We start from the raw sequence: 23848 nt of genomic DNA, 5'->3' as shown, positions 1-23848 counted from the left end.
GGGGTTAGGTCATGAGCAATTCTCTATATTTCCTGCTCGCTAAATTAGTATGGTGAAAAAAGGGGAGGCGAAAAAGAGAGTAGATTTCTTCGCTTTATTCCTGATAAAACCGAATTGGTGGGGTTTTCCTACAATATAGGCACGAAATGTTAGTAAAAGGGGAACAAAGTGTTTGGAAGTTTTCTTATTTTATTGCCGCCAAGTTCAGTAAAATACGCCTATTGAATGGCCTCCTAGAGTTAAGGTGCGTGCGGTGTCTGATCTCAACTTATTTCGTTATTACCAACGCTTGCTCTCTTTTGGTGTTGGTAATGAAGCAAAAACCACGCTGCAAGAAATCGCCGATTTGTTGTTTACTTCGCCTCGTCATGCGCGCAGTTTGCTGGCGCAGATGCAAGAGATAGCGTGGTTAAGTTGGCGACCAAAACCGGGACGGAACCAGCGTTCAACATTGTTGTTAAACGTTGAACTCAGCGCGCTAAAAGAAAGCCTTGCACTAGAGCGAATCAAGCTTGGTAAGTACGAGAAAGCGCTGTCGATTCTGGATGAAGATGAAGCTGCATTTGGGCGACTCCTCAAAACAACGTCGGGCGCATCGGTAAAAGAGGGGCGGCTCAATATTCAGCTGACCTACAAACGCATGTTCGAGCGTGTGGTTCCGCATCAACTGCAGCGAAGTAGTGAACGTTTTTTGCTTCGCCAAATTTATTGTTGTTTGGTTTCGAGCGATTACAACGGGCAGGTGCAGCCAGAGCTGGCTCATCATTGGCGTTATGATGACAGCTTGTACGAATGGACATTTTATCTTCGTCCGGGTCTGACTTTTCATAATGGCAACCCAATCGATGCCGACACGGTGGTGAGTTTGTTCGCCAAATTAAGCTCTTTGGAATACTACGAAAAAGAGCTGGCGCATGTTGCCAACATTACGGCACTTAATCCATTGAAGGTTGTTTTTAAGCTTAACCGACCTGACTTGGGTTTTGCTGGACTTATTTCTGGCGTGAAATATGGCATTCAGCCCGTGAGTCAAGTGAACGTTGCTAACAACAAGTTGGTGGTGGGGAGTGGTCCATTTTCCGTCGTTGAGCACAGTGAAAACCGTTTGAAACTGCAAGCGTTTGATGGCTATTACGCGTGTCGAGTATTAACGGATTTTGTGACGATATGGATCGTCAACGATGAACAGATGGAAAATCCATCGCTTGCCGCAAACACATTGCAACCAGAACCTGATTCTGCTGATGACATGTGCAGCCACTATATGTCGACGCCAAACAGTGAAGTATCACCAGCGAGTAAACGCAGTCGAACGGAAGACGGTTGTTTGTTCGCACTGTTTAACCATCATGCAAAGCACGCTTTGTCTCAGGCCCAGCGCCGATACATCAGTGAATTGATTCAACCTGAACTGCTAGCTGACGTGATGCGTAATGAAAACATTATATTTGGGAGCATACCTGCTTATAACTTATTGCCTAACTGGAAACCGGTGTTGCGTCCATTTGGAGAAGCGGTCAAGTTGCCAAAGCTGATCACCATCGCAGGGTACAATTACACGGCACTACGCCGGTGCGCGCGAGCGATTTCTTCGCGTCTAAAACATGCGGGCAGCCGAGTGGAGATCGTTATGTACTCCTACCGTGAACTGAGCGAGAAAGCCAAAAACGGTACGCTAGATGAGACTTTGGTTGTCACCAATATCAACTTGGACGATAACCGTCATGCGTCTGCGTTTAGCAACTTCTTTAGCAATGCTGTGCTTTACCACACTTTAGGGGCGCAAAATGCGGCGTGGTTGGATGCTCAAATGGAGAATGTCCGTGCATTCTCACCGCTTGAAGATTACCTGAGCGCGTTAGAGCCGATTGCGTCCACTTTGATTAGCGAATATTGGATTGCACCGATGTTTCACCATACTCAGACGCTACGTTTTCAAGGGGTCTTGGAAGATGTCGCACTCACAAACTGGGGATGGCCAGACATACGATCCGTTTGGTCTGCGGACTGATCAAAACCGCCTGAATGGCGGTTTTTTGTGTCTGCAAGTTGGTGAAAGCCAGTGACGTTTTTATTTTTTCTAGCCAACAAGTGTGAGGTTTGTCTACGTTTTAGCGTGAGCTATCAATAAATGGCCCGAAATGAACTTTGAAACTAATCACGAATTATATCGAGTCAATAGGTCTAATGTGATCTGATGTAAATAATGTAACTTTAAGAATATTTTCGAGAAGGTGATTGTATTCAAAATTCGTCTATTGACTTGTTGCTCAAATAAAATTTGTAGATTTTTTACGTGTGAGATTTTTGAGCTCTGTCCATTTAAACAAATTGACAGGCTTTAAAGTGTGATTCGAAGCGCAAAAGTAGCTCGGTTGCGCGGTTGGGACTCTGTTATTGATAATTAACCCATCAGATGACGAACTGTTGATAGGGTTAAATATGCTGTACGAGTTAATCGACCACGAACTAGTAGATGTAATTAATGATCGCGCTTACCAATGGCAAGATGCGGTTAAAAAGACCACTCAATACCTAGAAAATAAAGGTTACGTCTCCCAGCATTATGCTGATGCAATCATCCGTTCAACGGAAGAAAACGGTCCTTACTATGTGTTATGCCCTGGATTGGCAATGCCTCATGCCCGACCTGAAACTGGTGTTTTAAAAACAGGCTTAGGCATTCATATTTTCCCATCACCTGTTGATTTTGGATCGGATCTCGGTCCGGCCAATATTCTTATTACCTTAGCTGCGAAAGACTCTGATACCCACATTGAGGTGATTCAAGCGTTGAGCGAGATGTTTGTGGATGAAGAGAACATTGCAAAACTGGCACAAGCCTCTTCCAAAGAACAAGTGCTAGACATAATAAAAGCATACTAAAAGGAACATAACGTGAAAGCAAACATGCGAGCCAATGTGCAAGCCTTCGGAGGTCATTTGACCGCCATGGTGCTGCCAAATATCGGAGCCTTTATCGCTTGGGGCTTTATTACTGCACTCTTTATTCCTACGGGCTGGATGCCAAACGAAGCCTTTGGCGAACTCGTGGGGCCAATGATCACTTACTTGCTGCCACTTTTAATTGGTTACACTGGTGGTCAGATTGTTGGTGAAAAACGCGGCGCGGTAGCGGGGGCTATCGGTACGATGGGCGTGATTGTCGGGGCTGACATACCGATGTTTGTTGGCGCAATGATCATGGGCCCACTGAGTGCTTGGGTTGTGGTGCAAGTGGATAAACGTATTCAACACCGCATCCCTTCTGGTTTTGAGATGGTGGTCAACAACTTCTCGTTGGGTATCGTCGGTATGTTGTTGTGTTTGTTCGCCTACGAGATTGTTGGCCCTTCAGTCACCGCAGCAAACTTGTTTGTGAAATCAGGCATCGAAGCGTTGGTTGCGACGGGTTTCCTGCCTCTGTTAGCGATCATTAACGAACCAGCAAAAGTGTTGTTCCTGAACAACGCCATTGACCAAGGTATTTATTACCCACTAGGCCTGCAAGCGGCCGCAGAAACGGGCAAGTCCATTTTCTTTATGGTGGCGTCTAACCCAGGCCCAGGTCTTGGTATGCTGCTGGCTTACGCAAAGTTTGGTCAGGGTTTATCTAAACGCTCTGCGCCAAGTGCCATCATCATTCACTTCTTTGGTGGCATTCATGAGCTGTACTTCCCATATGTACTCATGAAACCAATCATGATTGTGGCAATGATTGCTGGTGCGGCGACAGGCATCGCAACCTTCAACCTATTTGATGCCGGTTTGGTCGCGGGTCCAAGTCCAGGCTCTATCTTCTCTTACCTTGCTCTTACTCCGAAAGGTAGCTTCATCGCGACCATCGCAGGTGTGACAAGTGCAACGATTGTCTCTTTCTTGGTAGCAAGTGCGATTCTGAAGGTGAGCAAATCAGAAGAAAAAGAAAGCGAGTTTGAGAAGTCAGTTTCTGACATGAAAGAGATGAAAGCGGAAGGCGCAGTTAAGCCAGTTGCAGCTGCTACGACGCAAGAACTAAGCAAACCAATTTCATTCGTCGCATTCGCTTGTGATGCAGGTATGGGCTCTAGTGCAATGGGCGCTTCGACCTTCAAACGCAAGCTAGTACAAGCTGGGATAGAGATTGAAGTGAAGAACTTTGCCATCGAGAAAGTCCCGAGTGAAGCCGACATCGTCGTGACGCACGAGAGCTTAGAAAGCCGCGCAGTCAACGCGACAGGTTTACCAGTCGTAACGATCAAGAACTTCCTCAACGACCCAGCGCTTGACGAGCTGATGGACAAGATTAAGCAACAAGCGGTCGCGACTGAGCAACCAGCCTAACAATGCAGTTTGGGGCGGCAGGTATCGCCCCATTTAGGAGATAAATCATGGTACAAACAACGGCAGCGGTTATCTGTGGTGAGAAAAACGTTCACCTAAGAACTTTTGATTTGCCAAGCATTTCAGCCGATGAACTTCTGGTTAAAAACATTTCAAACAGCATTTGTCTATCCACTTACAAAGCAGCATTGTTAGGTAGCAAACACAAACGCGTTCCTGAAAACATTGACGAAGTGCCAGTGATGACAGGTCATGAATACGCAGGTGTGATTGTTGAAGTCGGTGAGAATCTAAAAGACCGATTCAAAGCTGGCGATTACTTTGTTCTGCAACCTGCCATGGGCTTGCCAACAGGCTACTCGGCGGGCTACAGCTATGAGACATTTGGCGGCAACGCGACGTATTCCATTATTCCTAAAATCGCTATCGACCTAGGCTGCGTGCTGCCTTACCACGGCGATTACTTTGCTGATGCGTCGCTGGCTGAGCCAATGTCTTGCATTATTGGTGCGTACCATGCGAGCTACCACACTACGCAATACGTGTACGAGCATGATATGGGCATCAAAGAGGGCGGTGCGTTAGCGCTTTTGGCGTGCGCTGGCCCAATGGGGATTGGTGCGATTGACTACGCGATCAACGGACCTGTAAAGCCAACGCTGGTGGTGGTTACTGACATTGATGCTGCGCGTTTAGACCGAGCTGAAAGCCTCATTCCCGTTGCAAAAGCCAAAGAGCAGGGCGTAGAACTGCACTACGTGAATACCGCTCAAATCGACGACCCGGTCGCGTATCTCAAAGCACTCAACGGTGGCAATGGTTATGACGATGTAATGGTCTACGCGGCGGTTGCTCAAGTGCTAGAACAAGCCGATGAGCTACTTGGCAATGATGGCTGCCTCAACTTCTTTGCTGGCCCAACGGATAAGAACTTCAAAGTGCCGTTTAACTTCTACAACGTGCATTACGAATCAACCCATATTGTAGGGACGTCTGGTGGTTCAAAGGGTGACATGGTGGAATCTATTGAGCTTTCCTCACAAGGCAAGATCAACCCATCTTTCATGATAACCCATGTTGGTGGCTTACAAGCTGCACCCCATACGATTCTGAATCAGTTGGATATTCCGGGCGGTAAGAAGTTGATTTACCCACATATTGACCTGCCATTGACGGCGATTGATGACTTTTTATCGCTGGCAGATCAAGACCCGTTCTTTGCGGAACTCGATGCGATTTTGTGCGCGAACAACTATGTGTGGAACGCGCATGCAGAAAAAGCGTTACTTGAGTTTTATGACGTGAGCTTAACGGTTTAGTTGCAACGAATTTGTGTGGTAGCCTTTGCGCTGCCACATAATGGAGAGGTCATAATACGTTGTCACGTGAAGACGAATTACTGGAGAAACTGGACGAGTGCGAAAATGCCACTGCGTTTCTTCAGGTTTCTAACAAAATAATTAACCTCAAGTTAAAAGCATTACTTCCGAGCGTGTTCGTCCAAGACGATCTAGTGAAGGAGTATGCTGTGGATCCTCTATTGAAAGAAGATGGTCCGTTGGTGACGACCGATGTGGTATCTAAGCTGATGTTTGCGATGGGCAAAATCTCTTTAGAAACTTACGCCGATATCGGATTGTACGATCAGGTCTTGGAGTATGTGTTTAGCCAACCGGAGAAAGTCGAATTCGCGGATGACGTGATTTACGACTTCATCAAAAACCAAGCGGTACTCTCTTCTCAGCAAGACAGCTTTTATCTTGAGTCGATCAATCAGCTTAAGTTCTCTTCGTTTGAGTCGTTTTCGCAAATGAGATACGAATCTCTCATCAAAACAGTGTTGAAGCTGTCATGTGAAATGTTGATAGAAAGAATCGAAGGGGAGATCAATCAATAAGGGTTCACCATGAAAGTGAATTTAAACGTCAGTGGTTTTGAAACCGAAGCTACCTTTCCTGATGCCGACGTAAAGCGAATCCATCAACCTCTTATCGAAAAATTTACCCGCCTATATCATGAGAAGCAGGAGCGCATTGTGGTGTTCTTGTGTGCCCCTCCGGGTAGTGGCAAGTCAACCCTTGCTGCGTTCTGGGAATACCTCTCTGAACAAGATGAAAACCAAGAGCCACTTCAGGTTCTGCCTTTTGATGGTTTCCACTATCCAAATGAGATCCTCGACAACAATACGATTGAACGAGATGGCGAGCTCGTGCCTCTGCGCAGTATTAAGGGATCCTATCAAACATTTAATCTGACGGAGCTTATCGACAAGCTGAAACAGCTTAAAGTGAAAGACAGCAAATGGCCTTACTACGATCGCAACTTACATGATCCTGTGGATGATGCCATTCAGGTTAAACGCAATATTGTCGTCGTCGAGGGCAACTGGCTGCTGTTAGATGAACCAGTATGGAAAGAACTGCATCGCTTGGCCGATTTCACCGTCTTCGTAGATACACAGCCTGAGTTTCTACAAGAGCGTTTAGTCAATCGTAAGATTCGTGGTGGTACAGATCCAGAAGCTGCATTGGAGTTTTATTTGAACTCAGATGCCGTAAATGTAGATAAGGTTTTAAATCACTCGATTCCAGCGGATCTCACGCTGTTTCTCAATCAAAACGGTTCGTTCGAAATTCGATAATTCGTCCACAACTTAGGAGGTCACCATGGATATCGTTGTTGATAGCCACACCCATACTATTGCCAGTGGACATGCCTACAGCACCATTTTAGAGAACGCATTGGCAGCCAAGAATAAGGGGCTAAAACTTCTTTGTACCACCGATCATGCTCCCGAAATGCCAGGAGCCCCTCACTACTGGCATTTCAATAATCAAAGAATTTTGCCCCGCTTTTTACACGATGTAGGTATTCTCCGTGGTGTCGAAGCCAACACGCTGAATGTGAAAGGGGAGATAGACTTACCATCGTCTTCTGACCAACATCTTGACTGGGTGATTGCGAGTTTCCATGAACCCGTATTCAAGCCCGCAACCGAAGCTGAGCATACTGCCGCTCTAATAAATGCGATTAAAAGCGGCAGAGTGGATGTTCTTGGTCACTTAGGCAACCCAAATTACCCATTCGATATGGAACAGGTGCTGCGCTGCGCGAAAGAGCACAATGTTGCGGTTGAAGTTAACAATACATCTTTGACAGGCAAAAGCCGTAAGGGTAGTGATTCCCGTTGTGATCGCATTGTCGAGCTGGGCAAAGAGATTGGCGTTTACTTCAGTACCGGATCTGATGCGCACTTCTGTGAAGAGATCTCTAAGTTAGATTTGGCAATTACTTTGCTGGAAAAACACGGTGTGGAAGAAGAGAAGATACTCACTACGTCGACGAGCCGATTCTTGAACTTCTTATTGCTGAGAGGTAAGGCGAGGATTTCAGCGTTTAAGGATTTTTACTAAGTAAAATCCCAAACACATTAAATGAAGTATTTTCTTATACAGCCCTAAAACCCGCCAAGCTGCGGGTTTTATTCGTTTTGGGGAGGCGTAGAACAGACAACGCGACTGTGATTTAAAGCGTGAAAAGAAGAATCAATGAAAAAGGGAACGAAGGCCATAATTCGAGAATATTATAGGACGAGCGGGAATTTTATTGCTCTTAATCAGTCATAAGGTTATGAGCCGCTTTTTGTGTTCCGCTGTTCAATAACGAGCGATAACAGGCGAACAAGTAGGGACTGAGCTTCAGGAGACAGCAAGCGTGCAACGGCCATTAGATCATCCGCTGTTACGTGTTGAACGCCTCTTATATCCAATGCGATGTCGAGATCGGTCAAATGCAGAGAGCGTAGTATGGAGCGATATTGGGAAAGTTTCAGGTCGGATTCTCCACGCTCTATCCGTTGATACGTTTTCACGCTCATCCCTGCGATGTTTGCCATTTGTTCACGGGAGAGGCCACTCGCTTTTCTTCTCGCAATTAGTGCTTCAATAATAGGGTCGACCTGCATGTGCTCTCCTGAAAGGACAGTTTTGACCTAAATAAAGCAAGAAGTGGACCAGTTTAACCATCTCATATTTACCTGTTTTGCAATCAGTATAAGAATAGCTACCTAATAAAAATGTACATATTTTAGTCAGTTATAAACTCAATGGAAAAGTATCAATCATACAAATCAATCGAGACGAAATCCTCAATTCGCAAAATGCAACGCATTTTAGATCAATTATTTAGCGAGCTTGATGAGCAGCATCGTGTCACTAAAGAAAATGTTGTCGCTCTGACTCGACAGTCTCAACAGAGGTTGATGAACTACAAAGAGCTTTATCTTCATAAAGAATCGATAGGTGAGGTAGAGTTGCAGATTGCGTATGAAAATATGAGTGTGACTGAGAAACAGGTCGCGGATATGGGCGTTTCAGCATTAACTTATATCATCGGAGCGTTAGATAAAGCCTATTAATAGAATGGGCAAGCTAGCTTAGATTTAGACAGTTTGGATAACACCAAAAAGAAAGGATGCAAATGCTGGGGAACCACACCCAGCATTCGGACACTCATTTACCTATAGTTTCGAACCGTAAATCAGTGTTTAGAGGTATGTGAACCGAACAGTGTCGGTACGCAGCGAATAATAGCGATATTGTCCGATCTAGGCTATGCCCCTGGAATCTAACACCTGTACTTGAACTGTAAACTAATTTATACACCCATCCAAAATTGAGCGGTTGAGCACGTTCTTACTCTCATTAGGCGATAAAAGACTGATTAGTGATGAAAATAACGACACATCTTAGGTGAATGAGGAGAGTTGTTAAAATATATCGCTATAAGATTGACCTTTTGCTTTTCAATCGTCCTGCTTATGCCTTACAATCTTTTCGAACCAAATCCATTCATAACGAATGGCGTTGATGAATTAAGATGAACAATTTTGCTTCGAACCCAAAGTTGTGCGCATTTCATCAACGATGACATCGCCCAAAACGACTCTCAAGTGTTCATGTGCAATTGAATTAACCACCTTTTGCTGCATGCTTTCTTAGCCATACAGGGCTCTTGTAACATAGAGTTCTTGTAACCAAATTTTGGCTGAGTAGAGCGTTTTGTTGGGTGTGCTTTGGATGTAGCACAACTGGCGAGAAATAAACGGATTGAATTTAGAGGTATTAACCGTGAACCTAAAACTTGTCGGCAGCTCCCTGATCGTTGCAGGTACTGCTCTTGGCGCTGGTATGCTTGCTATACCAATGGTGCTTGCTCAATTTGGCCTCCTTTGGGGCACTCTTCTTATGTTATTCATCTGGGCTGGGACGACTTACGCTGCGCTGCTCCTTCTTGAGGCCAGTTGCAAAGTAGGCGGCGGCGTGAGCATGAATGCAATTGCTCGCGAAACGCTAGGTAAAGGTGGCCAGTTGGTAACCAACAGCTTGCTTTACGCCCTGTTAGTTTGTCTATTGATGGCTTATATCATTGGTGCGGGTGATCTCGTACAAAAAGTAACAGCCTCAATTGGGCTGCCAACATCTACGATCGCAAGCCAAGTCGGTTTTACTCTTTTAGTCGGTATCATTGTTTCGGCAGGTACAGGGGTTGTAGATAAGCTTAATCGCGGTTTGTTCCTAGGCATGATCGTGGCGCTGATTCTGACACTTTTTGCGCTTGCACCAAGCGTCTCGTTTGAGGGACTTGATGAAGTCGTGAGTGACGATAAGATGGCGCTAATTAAGACAAGCTCGGTGCTTTTCACCAGTTTCGGTTTTATGGTCGTGATCCCATCGCTTGTAACTTACAACAAAGAAGCGAGCAAAACTCAACTGCGTAATATGATTATCGTGGGTTCAACTATTCCGCTTGTTTGTTACTTATTATGGTTGTTAGCAGTTGTCGGTAACCTACCACCTCATGAGCTTGTTCAATACTCCAACGTAACGGAGTTGATCTCGGTATTAGGTCAGCAATACGAGGGGTTGGAGTTTATCCTATCCATGTTCACTGGGTTAGCACTGTTAACATCGTTCTTAGGTGTGGCAATGGCGCTATACGATCAAAATGCAGACCTACTGAAAGCAAGTAAGCCAGTGATTTTTGTTACCACGTTTGTGCTACCACTACTAGGTGCTGTATTTGCGCCAGAACACTTCTTGGCTATTCTTAGCTACGCGGGGATTATTCTTGTGTTTCTCGCGGTCTTTGTCCCATTATCAATGACAATGAAAGTGCGTCGAGTGCCAGTAGAAGATGACAATATTTATGAAGCTGGTGGCGGCGTAATGGGAATGAGCATGATCTTCCTATTCGGCTGTTTCTTGCTGTTTGCCCAAGCAGTATAAAATCACGCTAGCTTATTTAAAAACTGAGCCGCCCGTTGTATAACGGGCGGCTTTTTTGTGTTTATAACCCAAACACAGAGGACTTAAAAAGTTATCAATATCAGTGATACTTTACCTTTCTCTGATAATCACGATAAGCTTTGACCTTGTAGTAAAACTCCTTGGCGAAAGACTGACATGTGCAGTGATTCACCTACCTATTATGTTGCTATTGATATTAATAAGAGGCTCTGTTGTGTCAAAGCAATTATCTTTTGCCATGGTTGGCGTTATATTGTCTTTAGGTGTGTTCAGTACAGAAGTGATGGCTGACCCGAAACATAGGCATGGTCATCGATATGATCACCATCATGAGCATCACCATCATCATAAACGCAAGCACAAGCATAAACATAAGTATAAACATCGTGACGTTATTTATGTGGAGTCTCGACGACCAAGACGCAGTTACTACTACCACGACCGAATTCCTCGTAATAGTACCTACATAAAGATTGGAGATTTCACCTATTTAAAAGTGGATGATCGTTATTATCGTCGCTCCAATGACCGCTATATCCATGTTGAATTCAACTAGAGTGGGAAAGGCAGTATAGCAAGCGTGATAACAGTTTTGAGCCGAGTGGCAACAACATTAAAAACTAGGCGTTCTAAGTCTAGATACCACTGCGATAGAGGTCTAAAAACAAAAACAGCGAGCATTGGCTCGCTGTTTTTTTAGGTGAAGACTAGACTGTAAATCGGTTTAATATTTGATCTTGTTTATGCACATCTTCTTGCTGTGCTTGCATAGCATCGTTAGTTCGATTCGCAGATTCGGCGACTTGAGTCGATAGGTCTTTAATATTCACCGTATTGTTGTTGATCTCTTCCGCAACTAAGCTTTGCTCTTCCGCCGCTGAGGCGATTTGTAAGTTCATATCAGAAATACGCTGAATTGCATCACGAATACGTTGTAACGCGTTGTTTGCCAAGTCTGCTTTTTCTACGGCTTCTACAGCGCTACCCTTGCTTTGATGCATAGCATTTGCCACAGATGATGCGCCAGATTGCAGCTGCTCAATCATAGTACGAATTTCTGTTGTTGATTCTTGGGTTCGTTGCGCCAGTGTACGAACTTCATCAGCAACGACGGCGAAGCCTCGGCCAGATTCTCCCGCACGTGCAGCCTCAATTGCGGCATTCAACGCGAGTAAGTTCGTTTGGTCCGCAATATCGTTGATGACTTTTAGAATTGTTTCGATGTTGGCGGTTGCAGATTCAAGCACTTGCACTTCTTCGACAGCAAGGTCAATGCTATCGGAAAGCATATTGATCGTTTGTGTCGATTCACCGACCACAGAAGAGCCCTCAACCGTTGCTTGATCAGCTTCTTTGGCTGCACTCGCTGCGCCTTGCGCATTATTGGCAACTTCAGTCGCGGTAACAGACATTTCGTGCATCGCGGTGGCTAATTGTTCTAGCTCTTGTAGCTGAGTTTGAATAGCACCTGCCGAATCTTTTGCACCCTCAGCGGTGATTTGAGTGCCATTCAAAATTTGATCAGAAATACTCTTCGACTCAATAATTTGCTGTTGCAAGTTTTCCATGAACGTATTGAAGTTTGTAGCAAGCTCTGAGAATTCTTGGTCAGTATCAGTTTCAAGGCGCTGTGTAAGATCGCCTTTCCCAGACGCAACACCTTTAATCGCGTTGTTTAAAGTGTCCAGCGGACGCATGAGCGTGCGAATGAGTAGAGTCAGTGCAATAACAGAAGCAATCACGGCAATGATTGAATAAATAATAGCGCTGTTGCGAAGCTCTCCTACGGCAGAGTAGGCGATAGCTTCATCAATAACTGAACCCACGTACCAGTTCTCGCCCGGGATTTGAGTCAAGTTAATCATATAACGATCGCCATCGATCTCAATGTGTTGCGTTGATTGTGTAAGATCGACCTGTGGTAGGTAGCTACCAACTTTTTCACCGTTGTACTTACTTTGAGGGTGGGCAATGGTAGTTCCATCAGCGGTGACCAAAAATAAGTAACCAGCGTCAAACAGATTCACTTGGTTGACGAGGTCAGAAAGGGTAGTGAGCTCAAGGTCATAAAACATACCAGCTAAGAACTGGCCGTTTTCTTTTACTGGTGTACCAACAGAGATGATGACGTTTTTTGAAGACGCATCGACGTATGGGTCTGTTACGACCAAATCGCCTTTGTTTTTAGCTGCGATGAACCAAGGACGTTGACGCGGATCGTAGTCTGGTCCTGCTTCCCAGCCGTCGTCATTTTCAATCACGAAACCATTGCTTTCATAACCAAAGCCAATCGCAAGAAAGCTGGCTTTTGGTGTTGGTCGCTCAAGAATGTTCTGAACGTAGTTGTGTGAACTTGGATTAAGTTCGATAACTTCAGTAATAGAACGAGCGAGATCCTTTTTAGCATTCATTTCAGATTGCACGGTATTGCCAACACTGGTCAATATCTCGTTCACACTCGAGTCAATGTGCTCCTGCGTTTGGGAGCGGATCGTCATAACTTGTTGCGTCGACAGTAGTGACACGGTAATTAGCAGCAAAAATGACGAGGCTGTGACAACCTTATGTCTAAATTTCATGAGCTTTCCTCTGATTCTCCCGGTTGGCTTCACTATGCTTTCACCTCTTTTTAAACGGGCGAATTCGGCATCAAGAGAAACCTATTGTGTTTGGTTATCTTTTTTATCGACATCTTTGTCAAAAACATGAGTCTATTTGTTGTCTTTTTTAACCAAATTTAAACAAAACGGTAAGTTACGACAAAAACCGTGAGTTTGATCAGATTTGTGCGCTCTGTTAATGAAAGCGTCATAATGAAAAGAATTGCGTAAAGCATAGTGTTTCAGGTTGGCGTTATTGGTGAGATGAGAGCGACTTAACTGTCGTAAAAGGGGGCGTGATTGGAGCTGTTCGTTGTAAGTTATGAGCGTTTGCTAATTAAGTGATCTGAATAGAGCTGTAGATAGAGTTTTAGACATAAAAAAGGCCCCGACAATGCGGAGCCTTTGTTGATTGATGCTTTGATTTTAGAAAATCAGATGAGCAACACCAGCAATCACAGGTAATGTGATTAGCGTACGCAGAATGAAAATAACGAACAGTTCTACAATGTTTACTGGAATTTTGCTGCCTAGTAGTAGGGCGCCAACTTCTGACATGTAGATAAGCTGAGTTACTGACATTGCTGCAATAACAAAACGTGTCATTTCATTATCAATTGATGCCGCTAAAATTGCCGGGATAAACATATCCGCAAAGCCAACAACAATAGTCTGTGATGCGGCGACAGCTTCTGGGATTTGCAGTAGCTCTAGGTATGGAATGAATGGCTGACCTAGAATTTCAAATACAGGAGTGTACTCTGCAATCACTAATGCCACGGTACCCAGACCCATAACCACAGGCAGTACACCAAACACCATGTCGATTGCATTATGTACGCCTTCTTTAAATACCGACTGAACAGATGTTACCTGACCCGCACGCTTAAGTGCTAGATCCATACCCCATGAGAATGTGGTGTGGCCTTCTGGTACGGCGTCAGCATCTTTATCTGGGTTGCTGCCATCAATGTAGCGATCTTTCTTCAGGCTTAGCGGCGGTAAGCGAGGAATGATAACCGCAGCGACAATACCTGCTAAACAGATTGCGCCGTAGAAAGGTAGGAACAGATGCTCTAACTGTACCTGAGCGATAACCACTAAGCTAAACGTGATCGATACTGCTGAGAACGTTGTCCCGACAACAGCGGCTTCACGCTGAGTATAGAATTTATTTTCGTACTGTTTGCTGGTTAGCAAGATACCAACACTGCCGTCGCCTAACCAAGACGCCATACAGTCAATTGCGCTACGTCCAGGCAGGTTGAATACCGGGCGCATTATTTTACTCAGTAATGCGCCAAACAGCTCAAGAAGACCAAAGTTCAGAAGAAGCGGAAGGAGTAGGCCCGCAAAAATGAACACCGCAAACAAAGTTGGTAGAAGACCGGTAAGAACAAGGCCACCTGTATTTTCTTCCCAAATCGCTTTTGGACCCACTTGGAAGAATGTCATTAATACGGCTGCACCACCGATTAAGCGAACAACAAGCCATAGTGGCGATGGATTGAAAAGACCGTTTAAAAATCCATTACGTAAAATCGCTGCAGGCTTGAAAATTTTGCAAAGAACAGAAGCGACTGCCATGAAAGCGATGATACTGGTGACGATAGCGATCAAGGTATCGCCTAATACTGCCGGGATGACTTTTGCCATAACCGCAACAGGGATAGTTAGGCCGCCATCGTATGAGATCGGAGCCATAAATAGTAGAAGACCGATAAGGGAAGGGATGAAAAACATCCAAAAGTTGCCCTTAGGTGCTTCAGTAGCATTAGTGGTATTATGCATAGTTGTCTCGTGTTACTACTAGTCAATACTTGCCATTTCCATGACATAAATATTCACTAAACATCCGTATTTAATCACAGTTTTGCGGAGGGTACCCGCAAACTGCATCCATTGCAATACTATTCATTAAATACATCTAGTTATTCAGCCGATTTGTCGGGTAATTGGTCAAATAACGTATAAGTGTATACGAATATGTTGCTTGTGTTAGAAAATTGTAGCACGGAGCGAGGGCGGCGCAGAGAATTATGGGGCGCATTGTGACTGGAATAATAAAACGGTAAACAAATGTGACTTTGATCTAACTAACTTTTTGCCGGAAGCCCTGTTACCCCTAGCTGTTATAAGGTTTTTTAGCTGCGTTACAACACGATAAAACGTTTATTATGATGTGCAGCGGTGAGAGAGTTGAGCTACAACCGATTGAAGCATTCGGCCTCAATCGGTTCGAAATTTTATGCTTTTTGTTGGCGACTAAGCACGTAAAGGTAACTCCAGTAGATCAGAGCCGTAGCGAAAGCCAATATTGCAGGGAAAACGAGCGTATATAATCCATACACCACGAATAGTGCGGCTCCTGCGACACCGCCCAGCAAGAATCCGAAGAAAATGAATAGGAATAGCTTTGCTTTACGTCGATCAAATTGACGACCTCTTAAGCTTTCTCCAATCATAATCCCCAGATCGGTGATGATCCCAGTCATATGTGTGGTTCTGACTACTGCGCCGCTGAATGTAGTGATCATTGCGTTTTGTAATCCACATGCTGCTGACGCTAGATATTGGCCGTACAAATCCCCTTGCACCAAAAAGCCCAAACTGAGTAGGAGCAAGCTCCCTTCTATGCACAGTGCAACACCATATCTTCGCCCTAGTTTTAACGCACTGCTCTCAATAAAAAAGCCGCTAAAGGCAGCACCGATCAAAAAGCTAAATACGATGAAGAGCAGGTGAATGGAGCTATCCACACCTGTTAGCAAGCTATTCCCTAGCTGAGTTACGGTTCCCGAAAGATGTGTTATCGCTTGATGTTGAAAGCCGAGAAGACCAACGGCATTGACGCAGCCCGCGAGAAGGGCAAGTAGAAACGCGCCATATTCCACCCAACGAGGAAGTCTGGAAATCACAATAAAACCCCACCAAATGTTAGGAGCCGATTATAACGCTCACACCGCGTTACGAAACCCCTTACAGTAAAACTCGGTTGATCATTCTCAAAAAAATCTCACTTATCGAGCTTTTGCTTTGACCATGATAACGACATAGAGGGGGATTTCCCCTACCTGATGTGTTCCATTGTACATTCGAAACTCACCCACCCATGTTTCCTCTGTTCATAGATGGAAACCGTTGGTTGGTGGAACTCTTTATCAGTAAAAAGACCGACGGGAATGATCATGATGTCAGGAAATGTAGAGACCAATAAGCGCATTGTCGTGCCGCAAGAAGGGCAAAACTCATACTGAACCTCGCTGCCATCATCCCCCATTCGGGTATAGCAGGTGACTTCACCGTTTAAGGTTACGTGCTCTTTATCAAAGCGAGCCTGTACCCCAAACACACTGCCTGTCCGCTTTTGGCATTCAAAACAATGGCAGACAGATGTACGGATGGGTTCTCCCTTACAACGGATCTCAACTAAACCGCAGGCGCATTCGCATGTATGAATGGTTGTTGTCATCGTGATTACCTATTCTTCCCAATACACCAATGAATTTGGAACACTGAGAGCAGTGTCAGTGGCCAGTTATGAAATCTGGGCTTGAAAATCATTTGGATACAGTCAGTTTAGTTTAATTTTGAAACACTTGAAGGGATGAAATCATTTGGGTATACAATGCTATACTCGCTTTTCATTTATACCTTTAAACAAGGAAGTCTTCATGGCTCACAAAAGAATCCTGCCGATACCACTTATTCTTCTTATTCCGATCGTATTATTGGTCGTGGTTGTGATCGCGGGTGTTTATCGCTTTAGTTTGTCTGATGAAGAGATCATGGCTAAGTTCCCTCAAACGGAAGCAGAAACCAATGTTATTGTGCAAGAGACGCTGGGAATTACTTCACGCAACCCATGGACGATTCAAGTACCAGAGCAGGGAGCGGTCACTTTTCTTGATGAGTGGGATAAAGAAAACGGCTATCTGATAGGTGATTATGATGCAGGTGCGACAAAAGGTCAGGTACTCGTTCCAACTGCGTTTATTAGTCAGCGTGAGATTGAGAGTGTTTCATGGATTGCTGCACCGATGATTGTAACGACACAAGGTAGCGGTTCGTTTAACTATGTTGGCTTGTTTAAGTTTGACCCCGTGCCGAGCCGAGTTGTCCTTTTAGACAGTATTTTTGTCGGTGACCGCGTTAAATTTACCCAAATTACATGGGAAAGTGATGCCATTATCGCGCTTTCATATTTAGCGCATGGTGACGATCAAGCAATGGCAGATACGCCAAATCAATTAAATTCATCCACATTAAAGCGTGTAGGGAATAACTTACATATGCAACAGTGATGAATTTTTTTTGAGTTCTGTAAAAATTCAGTGTTTTCTGCGCTAGATCTCGAAATTTCATAGTGATTTCTTATACGGGAATGCATAAGCTATGAGCCTTGTTTGAAAGGAGATAGTAATTCCCGTGTCTACAAATGAAATTACAAGACGGTTGCCGAATCTGACAAGTCGTAGAGCGCTGCTGTTATACTCCTTGCCAGTTTTAGTTGCGATTGGTGTTTCTCACTCTCTCAAAGAGTCATCTTTAACCAAAACCATCGCATTGAACCTGCCTGAATCTCAGGTCGTTGAAAAAATTCTTGATGCGACAACTGCCGAAGTTGTCACTCCCCCGAACTTCGAATATCAAATCCAAGCAGGTGACAACCTAAGCACTATTTTTAGCCAGCTCGGTTTCGGTTACAGCTCGTTAATGAAAGTAATGGAAACGGATTTGAACTACCTTGCACTTGATACACTAAAGCCGGGCAACACGCTCCGCTTTTGGCGTGATGATGCGACAGGCGAGTTAGAGAAAATGGAACTGCAATTTTCTATTGCAGATAAAGTGGTCTACCAACTAAATAGTGATGGTAGCTATGACTTTACCGATATCTCGATTCCTGGCGTGTGGCGCCAAGAACCATTGGTTGGTGTTATTCAAGGCAGTTTCTCTTCTTCTGCAAGTCGATTAGGTCTAACGTCGGCAGAAGTGAGTCAAGTTGTGAGCTTACTCAAAGAGCAGCTCAACTTTGGGCGTGATCTTCGTGCAGGTGATCGATTTGAAGTCGTTCGTCGTTCGCAAAGCATCAATGGTATACCAACGGGCAAGAACGAAATTGAGGCGATTAAGATTTACAATCGCGGACGTGAAATCACAGCTTACCTTCATACCGATGGTCAATTCTACAATGCCAAAGGCGAGAGCTTGCAGCGCGCATTCCAGCGTTATCCTGTAAGTAGCCGTTGGCGTATCAGTTCTGGCTTCAATCCTAATCGCTTACATCCAGTAACGGGGCGTGTCGCGCCACACAACGGTACTGACTTTGCCGTACCAACCGGTACTCCAGTCGTTTCTACTGGTGACGGTACAGTGATCATGACTCGTAAACACCCTTATGCGGGTAACTACGTGGTTGTTGAGCATGGCAGCAAATACAAAACCCGTTACTTACACCTAAGTAAGATTCTGGTGAAGAAAGGGCAAAAGGTTTCTCGAGGCCAGCGTATCGGTCTTTCAGGTAAAACAGGTCGAGTGACAGGGCCACACCTTCACTATGAATTGATTGAATACGGCCGTCCAGTTAACGCCATGCGAGCAAACATCCCAATGGCGAGCTCTGTTCCTAAGAAAGAGATGGCAACCTTTGTCGCGAACAGAGATGAAATGGATAAGCTATTACGCGATAAAGAGAAAGCAGTGCTGTAACAAAGTACTTCGCTCAAAAAATAAAAAGAGACTAAGTATAGCTTGGTCTCTTTTACTTTGTGCAGTAACTAGATTTACATTCCATGACCGTCGCTTGTTTAGAGCTCTTAGGCGCTCCGCACTTCACGTTCATTTATCAGGTGTACGATTTCATCAACACTGTGTGGGCGAGAGTAGAAATAGCCTTGAATGTAGTGGCAGCCCATTTCAATTAATTTTTGTAATGCTCTATCGTCTTCTACGCCTTCGGCAATCAAATCCACATCAAGCAGTTCTGCCAATTGCGCTATCAAAAACACCACTTGTTCAGAGGTTGTATTTGAGAGCATGTTTTGGACGAAGGTTGCATCGATTTTAATGCTATCAATCGGATAATTGTGTATATAGTTCAAGCTTGAGTATCCCGTACCAAAATCATCCAACGCGACTTTAAAACCTAAGTACCGCAATGAGTTAAGTACCATCTGTTCACGGCCACTTTGCGAGAGTAAAACGGTCTCGGTGAGCTCTATAACAAAGTCTTTTGCTTCATGCTGATACTTTTCAACCATGTTAGTTAGGTGGTTAATATAGCGGTTAGAGTCGACCAGCTCATAGGCAGAGCAATTGATAGAGAGTTTAACTTTGTATCCTAAGTTGGCTTCTAGCTCTTGTTTTGCGATACATGCGAGTTCAATAATACGTTCACCCAACTCGATAATCAGGCCTGATTGTTCGGCAGCTTCAATGAATTCCGCAGGGGAGATATTTCCGTAAACATTGCTGTTCCAGCGGGCCAGGATTTCAAAGTAATTCCAGCGATCGCTTGTGATATCTACGATTGGCTGAACAACGACATACAACTCTTCGCTATCATGTATGTCAGCGCTTAGTTGAATGCGCATGGCTTCAATAAGCTGAGTTCTACGGTGATAAAGGGCACTAAGATGTGTGTCGTAATGCTGAATTCGTGTATCGCGATGTTTTTTACAGTCTTTGAGAGCGAGGCTAGCATTCAAAATTAGCTCATCACTGTTCAACATATGTACTGGTGCGCGCGCGATACCAATACTAACAGTGAAAGAAATTCGGTTAGATTTGTCGCTGTAGCCGCTTTCAATTTTGTCGAGTACTTCCTGACACACGGCGACAGGATCTTCGTCGTAAGTAATGAAGGCGAATTCATCTCCTGCGACACGAAAAGCGTTGTTTGGCGATGACAAGCTTTGTTGAATGGCGTTTGCCGTAAACTTAATAATTTGGTCGCCGATGTAGTTTCCGTTGATATCATTGATCGATTTGAAGTTATCGATGTCTAGGTAAGCCAAACTGAATGGACGAGTGGCCTGTTGCGTCAATGTCTCCAAGGTATCAGCTAAGCAGCTACGGTTGAGCAGCCCAGTTAGGTTATCATGCGATACTTCATAGCTAAGCTGATTAAGAAGCTTATCTGAACGTTCACTGACCCACTTTTCACGTAAGCTGTGAATAATGACATTGGCATAAAAGCGGTGGAAGTCGAGGATATCTTGCGCTTCCTTAGCGTGGATGCTTCGGGTAAAGGTGGACAATAAAATTCCCAGAACCTCGCCATTTTGTGTCTTTAATGGCAGACCAATGTAAGCTTGAATACCATCCTCTTGAAACATCTGATCTTCAGGAAAGCGTTTGTAAACTTGGTCCTGATAGAAAATATGTTCGCCAATGTCTTTTGCCACTTTTTCACAGGGGGTGCCTGAAAGGTGGTAGCTTAGATTGTCTGTAATTTTTCCATTGCTAGCGAAGGAGATGGTATGAGCCGAATGTTGAAGATGCGCCACTTCTACAACGCAAGTGCAATGGCTCTGCAATTGTTGATGAATATCTAACGTGACTCGGTTTAGCTGAGCCGTGCCGTTTAGCTTCAATATTTCATCAATTTTGTGGAAACTGATTTGTACCTGACCCATTGAGCATTTCACCTAGCGTTGTGATTACCATATCGTGTGAGACACGAAGAATTATTATTTGATATGCATCAAATAAACTATCGGTTACTAAGGCGAATTTTTCAAATTTTGTGAACGAACAAATCATTATTTTCATGTTTTTATGCTTGAACCTTTTAAAGGTATAGCGATAAAAACGCTAAGCTAGGCGCGCTTCTCCTCTTCTAATCGCGATTTGAGATAATCGAGGAACAGCTTAGTTCGGGTATGCTGATAATCCAGCTTTGGATAGTAGGCATATACAGTGGCTTTATCCGCTGTGATATCGGGCAAGATAGGCACTAAAGCTCCGGATTTGAGATCATCTTTGATCATGACGTTATTCGTCATCAGAATACCCATGCCTCTTTTGGCACCATGAAACAGCGCTTCTGGGTTGGTCGTGGCAAAGTTACCGGACAAGCTGATACGTTTGCCTCGATTGGTTTTGATTTCTCGTGAGGGCTTTTCACCCCAAATCAGGACATTATGCTCTGTCAGATCCTCAACGCATTGTGGGGTGCCATATTTTTTTAGGTAACTAGGCGCGGCGTAAAACTGGGCTTTATGTTCGAAAAGTGCGGTGGCTTTGAAACTTAGCGAATTAAGTTGCTCTAATTCCCGGCTAATAAACAGGTCTAAGCTTAGCTCTGGCAATTGGCCCGGTAGCGTTGTCGTTAATTGAAGCGTAATGTCTGGATATTTCTCAAGAAAATCATCTAGGTAATGCACCAAAAACTTAGAACCAACCGCCAGTGTCGCGCCAATTTTCAATAACCCCGCTGGTGATTGATTGACTGAGCGAGTTTCATCTAATACTGATTGCCATGAATCCAACTGATTTTTTGCTCGTTGATAAAACAGCGCACCAGCTTCGGTTTGGCTAATAGAGCGGGTCGTGCGTTTAAGTAGCTGAACGCCAATTTTATCTTCTAGCCATTGAACTCGTTTACTGATAGCTGAGCTGGTGGTATTGAGTTTCCGCGCTGCAGCATTAAAGCTACCTTCTTCGACCACACGAATATAACTCTTCACGCTTTGAATCCAGTCCATTGTGTCTCCTTGGGAATTAATTCCTTTCCAACTTAGCTGATTATCATCTTTGAGTATCAAATATACACTGTTTGCCATCAATCTGTCACAAAGTAGGAGGAACGTTTGCGTAAAACACCATTGTTATTAGCGATGATGATCATTGCCACAGGCCAAGTTGGCGTTAGTATTTATCTTCCTTCTTTACCATTGATTGGTCATGACTTGAATTTGCCGCAACATTCGATTCAGAATCTCGTCACACTATTTCTCGTTGGTTTCGGTATCTCTCAGCTTTTTTATGGCCCATTGTCTGATGCGATTGGTCGTCGACCAGTATTTATTCTGGGCCAAAGTGTGTACCTAGTTGGTACGGTTATTTGTATCGCCTTTTCGGACAACATTATTGCTCTTGAAGCGGGGCGGTTACTTCAAGGTTTGGGAGCGGGCAGTGCCTCGGTGCTTGGTCGCTCCGTATTGCGTGACAGTTATGACGGTATGCAATTAACCAAAGCGCTATCTTATATTTCAGTCACGGCATCTGTGATGCCAATTATTGCTCCGCTGTTTGGTGGTTGGATTGCTTTTCACCTGAGTTGGCATGCTGTCTTCGTGTTTGTGCTGATTTACTTAATGGCAATTTTTACGCTTGGTTTATTGGTGTTGCCAGAAACGCTGCCTTACCCGAAGCGAAAATTTAAAGTAGGCCAAGTCAGCGCGAACTATTTGCGTCTGTTAACGAATACACAAGTGATTGGTAGTGCGAGCTACAACTGGCTTAGTTATTTATCGGCTCTGGTTACGCTCTCCTTGTATCCATTTTTAATGCAACAAAAGTTAGGATTAACGGCGGCGGATTATGGCTCGTTGATGATCATACCGTCAGTTGGTTTGCTGACGGGTAGCTTGGTGCTTAATTTGATCAACGCTCGTTACAAAGCTCAGCAAATCTTGCTGATGAGTTTCGCGATTGTTGCTATTGCTGGCTTCATGTTGTTGGTTACACCCTTCAGTGTATTTTCATTACTAGTGGCATTTACGTGTTTAAGTTTTGCCCAAGGCATGTCGTTTCCGGTATCAATTAGTTTGTTGCTGTCGCCACATAAGCAACAGGCCGGAGCGGTTTCTGCATTGTCTGGCTCAATTCAAATGTGTTTAGCCGGGTTGTTTGGCGGATACTTGGTAGATTCTTGGGTCACGAATCAAAACCAGCTTGGGGTGTTTTATTTGTTTATTGCGTTACTTTCTTGCTGTGTGCTGGCATTGAGTCAATTTCGTAAAGTACCCAAAGGGACTATTCAAGTAGAAACTTCCACCTGAATATACTTGCAACGAAAGAGGCAGCTTTCTAAAATGCGCTGCTAAATTAAGTCAGGATCATTGTGTATATTGAATGACTCAGTTTGAGAGGAAGAGGGCAATGCCTGATGCTCCTCTCAAGCTTGGGGATACATTTCTGCCCAAATGACTATCCGATCTCTAATCGTTAGGTGAAAGAATGCAACAAAACGAATTTGAAACACTGGTAAAAGAAATTACTCAGCAAGAAAGCATGCCAAAGGCACTTGAAATCTTGAAGGCGTGTGAGGAAGAAGAAGTTGCACAAGCGGCGCAATCCCTAACGGGTCAGTTTGGCCTTGCAGAAGTTGATGGTGAGAAACGTATTTACCATATTACCACTCAAGAAGACGAGTCCGGAGAAGAGCAAGAATACGTGGAGCACGTTATGAATGAAGGCGATCACTTGATCAAATTTGCTGCGTGGTTCTTTGAAACATTCTTTGAAATCAAACAGAAAGATACGTACGTCGCAGCGGGTAAAACATACCAGCAACCTAAGCGATAGGCGCCCGTTTCGAAAAAGTAATCAGAACCAATCTGAAAGTTAATTACAAAATAAATGTGACCTTGGTCTTGTTTTTATCTG

21 protein-coding genes are annotated in these 23848 nt (G+C 44.3%); 14 read left to right on the top strand and 7 right to left on the bottom strand.

The window, feature by feature from the left end:
* Positions 1-253 precede the first annotated feature (253 nt).
* The 7 genes from MSG33_RS05320 (at position 254) to MSG33_RS05290 (ending at position 7736) form a co-directional block, all read left to right on the top strand.
* Positions 254-2011 (top strand): SgrR family transcriptional regulator, encoded by a 1758-nt coding sequence (locus tag MSG33_RS05320; protein WP_248380135.1) that lies wholly within the window; start codon positions 254-256, stop codon positions 2009-2011.
* Between the two features lie 431 nt (positions 2012-2442).
* Positions 2443-2886 carry a PTS sugar transporter subunit IIA gene (locus tag MSG33_RS05315; protein ID WP_005391226.1) on the top strand — a complete coding sequence of 148 codons (444 nt, stop codon included), beginning with the start codon at positions 2443-2445 and terminating at the stop codon, positions 2884-2886.
* A 12-nt stretch (positions 2887-2898) separates the two neighbouring features.
* On the top strand, positions 2899-4323 hold the full coding sequence (locus tag MSG33_RS05310; RefSeq protein ID WP_081442488.1) for a PTS mannitol transporter subunit IICB: 1425 nt from the start codon (positions 2899-2901) through the stop codon (positions 4321-4323).
* A 47-nt stretch (positions 4324-4370) separates the two neighbouring features.
* Positions 4371-5642 carry a zinc-binding dehydrogenase gene (locus MSG33_RS05305; RefSeq protein WP_248380133.1) on the top strand — a complete coding sequence of 424 codons (1272 nt, stop codon included), beginning with the start codon at positions 4371-4373 and terminating at the stop codon, positions 5640-5642.
* A gap of 59 nt (positions 5643-5701) precedes the next feature.
* A complete protein-coding gene (locus MSG33_RS05300) occupies positions 5702-6220 on the top strand; it encodes an MltR family transcriptional regulator (RefSeq protein ID WP_104972797.1) in 519 nt (172 codons plus the stop codon).
* Between the two features lie 9 nt (positions 6221-6229).
* Positions 6230-6964, top strand: coding sequence for a nucleoside/nucleotide kinase family protein (locus tag MSG33_RS05295; protein ID WP_248380131.1), 735 nt, complete (start codon positions 6230-6232; stop codon positions 6962-6964).
* A 25-nt stretch (positions 6965-6989) separates the two neighbouring features.
* Entirely contained in the window at positions 6990-7736 is a 747-nt protein-coding gene (locus MSG33_RS05290; protein ID WP_248380129.1) for a phosphatase, read from the top strand.
* Between the two features lie 215 nt (positions 7737-7951).
* On the opposite strand, the gene MSG33_RS05285 is transcribed toward MSG33_RS05290, so the two are convergent.
* Positions 7952-8287: a helix-turn-helix transcriptional regulator gene (locus MSG33_RS05285; RefSeq protein WP_048625270.1), complete on the bottom strand. Its 336-nt coding sequence runs from the start codon at positions 8285-8287 to the stop codon at positions 7952-7954.
* A 141-nt stretch (positions 8288-8428) separates the two neighbouring features.
* Between MSG33_RS05285 and MSG33_RS05280 the strand changes: the two genes are divergently transcribed.
* The 3 genes from MSG33_RS05280 to MSG33_RS05270 all read left to right on the top strand — a co-directional run bounded on the left by MSG33_RS05280 (position 8429) and on the right by MSG33_RS05270 (position 11187).
* On the top strand, positions 8429-8740 hold the full coding sequence (locus MSG33_RS05280; protein WP_048625269.1) for a hypothetical protein: 312 nt from the start codon (positions 8429-8431) through the stop codon (positions 8738-8740).
* 712 nt (positions 8741-9452) lie between these two features.
* Complete coding sequence (locus MSG33_RS05275; RefSeq protein WP_005391218.1) at positions 9453-10610, top strand: aromatic amino acid transport family protein; 1158 nt, start codon at positions 9453-9455, stop codon at positions 10608-10610.
* Positions 10611-10845: 235 nt separating this feature from the next.
* Positions 10846-11187 (top strand): hypothetical protein, encoded by a 342-nt coding sequence (locus MSG33_RS05270; RefSeq protein WP_081441257.1) that lies wholly within the window; start codon positions 10846-10848, stop codon positions 11185-11187.
* 151 nt (positions 11188-11338) lie between these two features.
* Here the strand turns inward: MSG33_RS05270 and MSG33_RS05265 are convergent, their stop codons facing one another.
* The 4 genes from MSG33_RS05265 to MSG33_RS05250 all read right to left on the bottom strand — a co-directional run bounded on the left by MSG33_RS05265 (position 11339) and on the right by MSG33_RS05250 (position 16703).
* Entirely contained in the window at positions 11339-13210 is a 1872-nt protein-coding gene (locus tag MSG33_RS05265) for a methyl-accepting chemotaxis protein (protein ID WP_248380127.1), read from the bottom strand.
* A gap of 447 nt (positions 13211-13657) precedes the next feature.
* The gene (locus tag MSG33_RS05260; protein WP_041853121.1) at positions 13658-15022 is read right to left on the bottom strand and encodes a YjiH family protein; all 1365 of its coding nucleotides are present in this window, start codon (positions 15020-15022) and stop codon (positions 13658-13660) included.
* Positions 15023-15477: 455 nt separating this feature from the next.
* Complete coding sequence (locus MSG33_RS05255) at positions 15478-16149, bottom strand: YoaK family protein (RefSeq protein WP_005391213.1); 672 nt, start codon at positions 16147-16149, stop codon at positions 15478-15480.
* A gap of 152 nt (positions 16150-16301) precedes the next feature.
* Positions 16302-16703: a GFA family protein gene (locus tag MSG33_RS05250; protein ID WP_248380125.1), complete on the bottom strand. Its 402-nt coding sequence runs from the start codon at positions 16701-16703 to the stop codon at positions 16302-16304.
* Positions 16704-16905: 202 nt separating this feature from the next.
* Between MSG33_RS05250 and MSG33_RS05245 the strand changes: the two genes are divergently transcribed.
* Positions 16906-17535: a hypothetical protein gene (locus MSG33_RS05245; protein ID WP_150917873.1), complete on the top strand. Its 630-nt coding sequence runs from the start codon at positions 16906-16908 to the stop codon at positions 17533-17535.
* 124 nt (positions 17536-17659) lie between these two features.
* Positions 17660-18943: a peptidoglycan DD-metalloendopeptidase family protein gene (locus MSG33_RS05240; protein WP_145472100.1), complete on the top strand. Its 1284-nt coding sequence runs from the start codon at positions 17660-17662 to the stop codon at positions 18941-18943.
* A 107-nt stretch (positions 18944-19050) separates the two neighbouring features.
* Here the strand turns inward: MSG33_RS05240 and MSG33_RS05235 are convergent, their stop codons facing one another.
* The gene (locus MSG33_RS05235) at positions 19051-20871 is read right to left on the bottom strand and encodes a GGDEF domain-containing phosphodiesterase (RefSeq protein WP_006742077.1); all 1821 of its coding nucleotides are present in this window, start codon (positions 20869-20871) and stop codon (positions 19051-19053) included.
* A 183-nt stretch (positions 20872-21054) separates the two neighbouring features.
* The gene (locus MSG33_RS05230; protein WP_005391202.1) at positions 21055-21942 is read right to left on the bottom strand and encodes a LysR family transcriptional regulator; all 888 of its coding nucleotides are present in this window, start codon (positions 21940-21942) and stop codon (positions 21055-21057) included.
* A gap of 105 nt (positions 21943-22047) precedes the next feature.
* Between MSG33_RS05230 and MSG33_RS05225 the strand changes: the two genes are divergently transcribed.
* Positions 22048-23241, top strand: a complete 1194-nt coding sequence (locus MSG33_RS05225; protein ID WP_248380123.1) for a multidrug effflux MFS transporter — start codon at positions 22048-22050, stop codon at positions 23239-23241.
* 178 nt (positions 23242-23419) lie between these two features.
* Positions 23420-23767 carry a hypothetical protein gene (locus MSG33_RS05220; RefSeq protein WP_005375501.1) on the top strand — a complete coding sequence of 116 codons (348 nt, stop codon included), beginning with the start codon at positions 23420-23422 and terminating at the stop codon, positions 23765-23767.
* Positions 23768-23848: the final 81 nt, after the last annotated feature.

The sequence above is a fragment of the Vibrio sp. 1CM7H genome (assembly GCF_023161645.1).
Taxonomy (GTDB): domain Bacteria; phylum Pseudomonadota; class Gammaproteobacteria; order Enterobacterales; family Vibrionaceae; genus Vibrio; species Vibrio diabolicus.
This window is presented reverse-complemented; position numbering and strand designations above follow the sequence as displayed.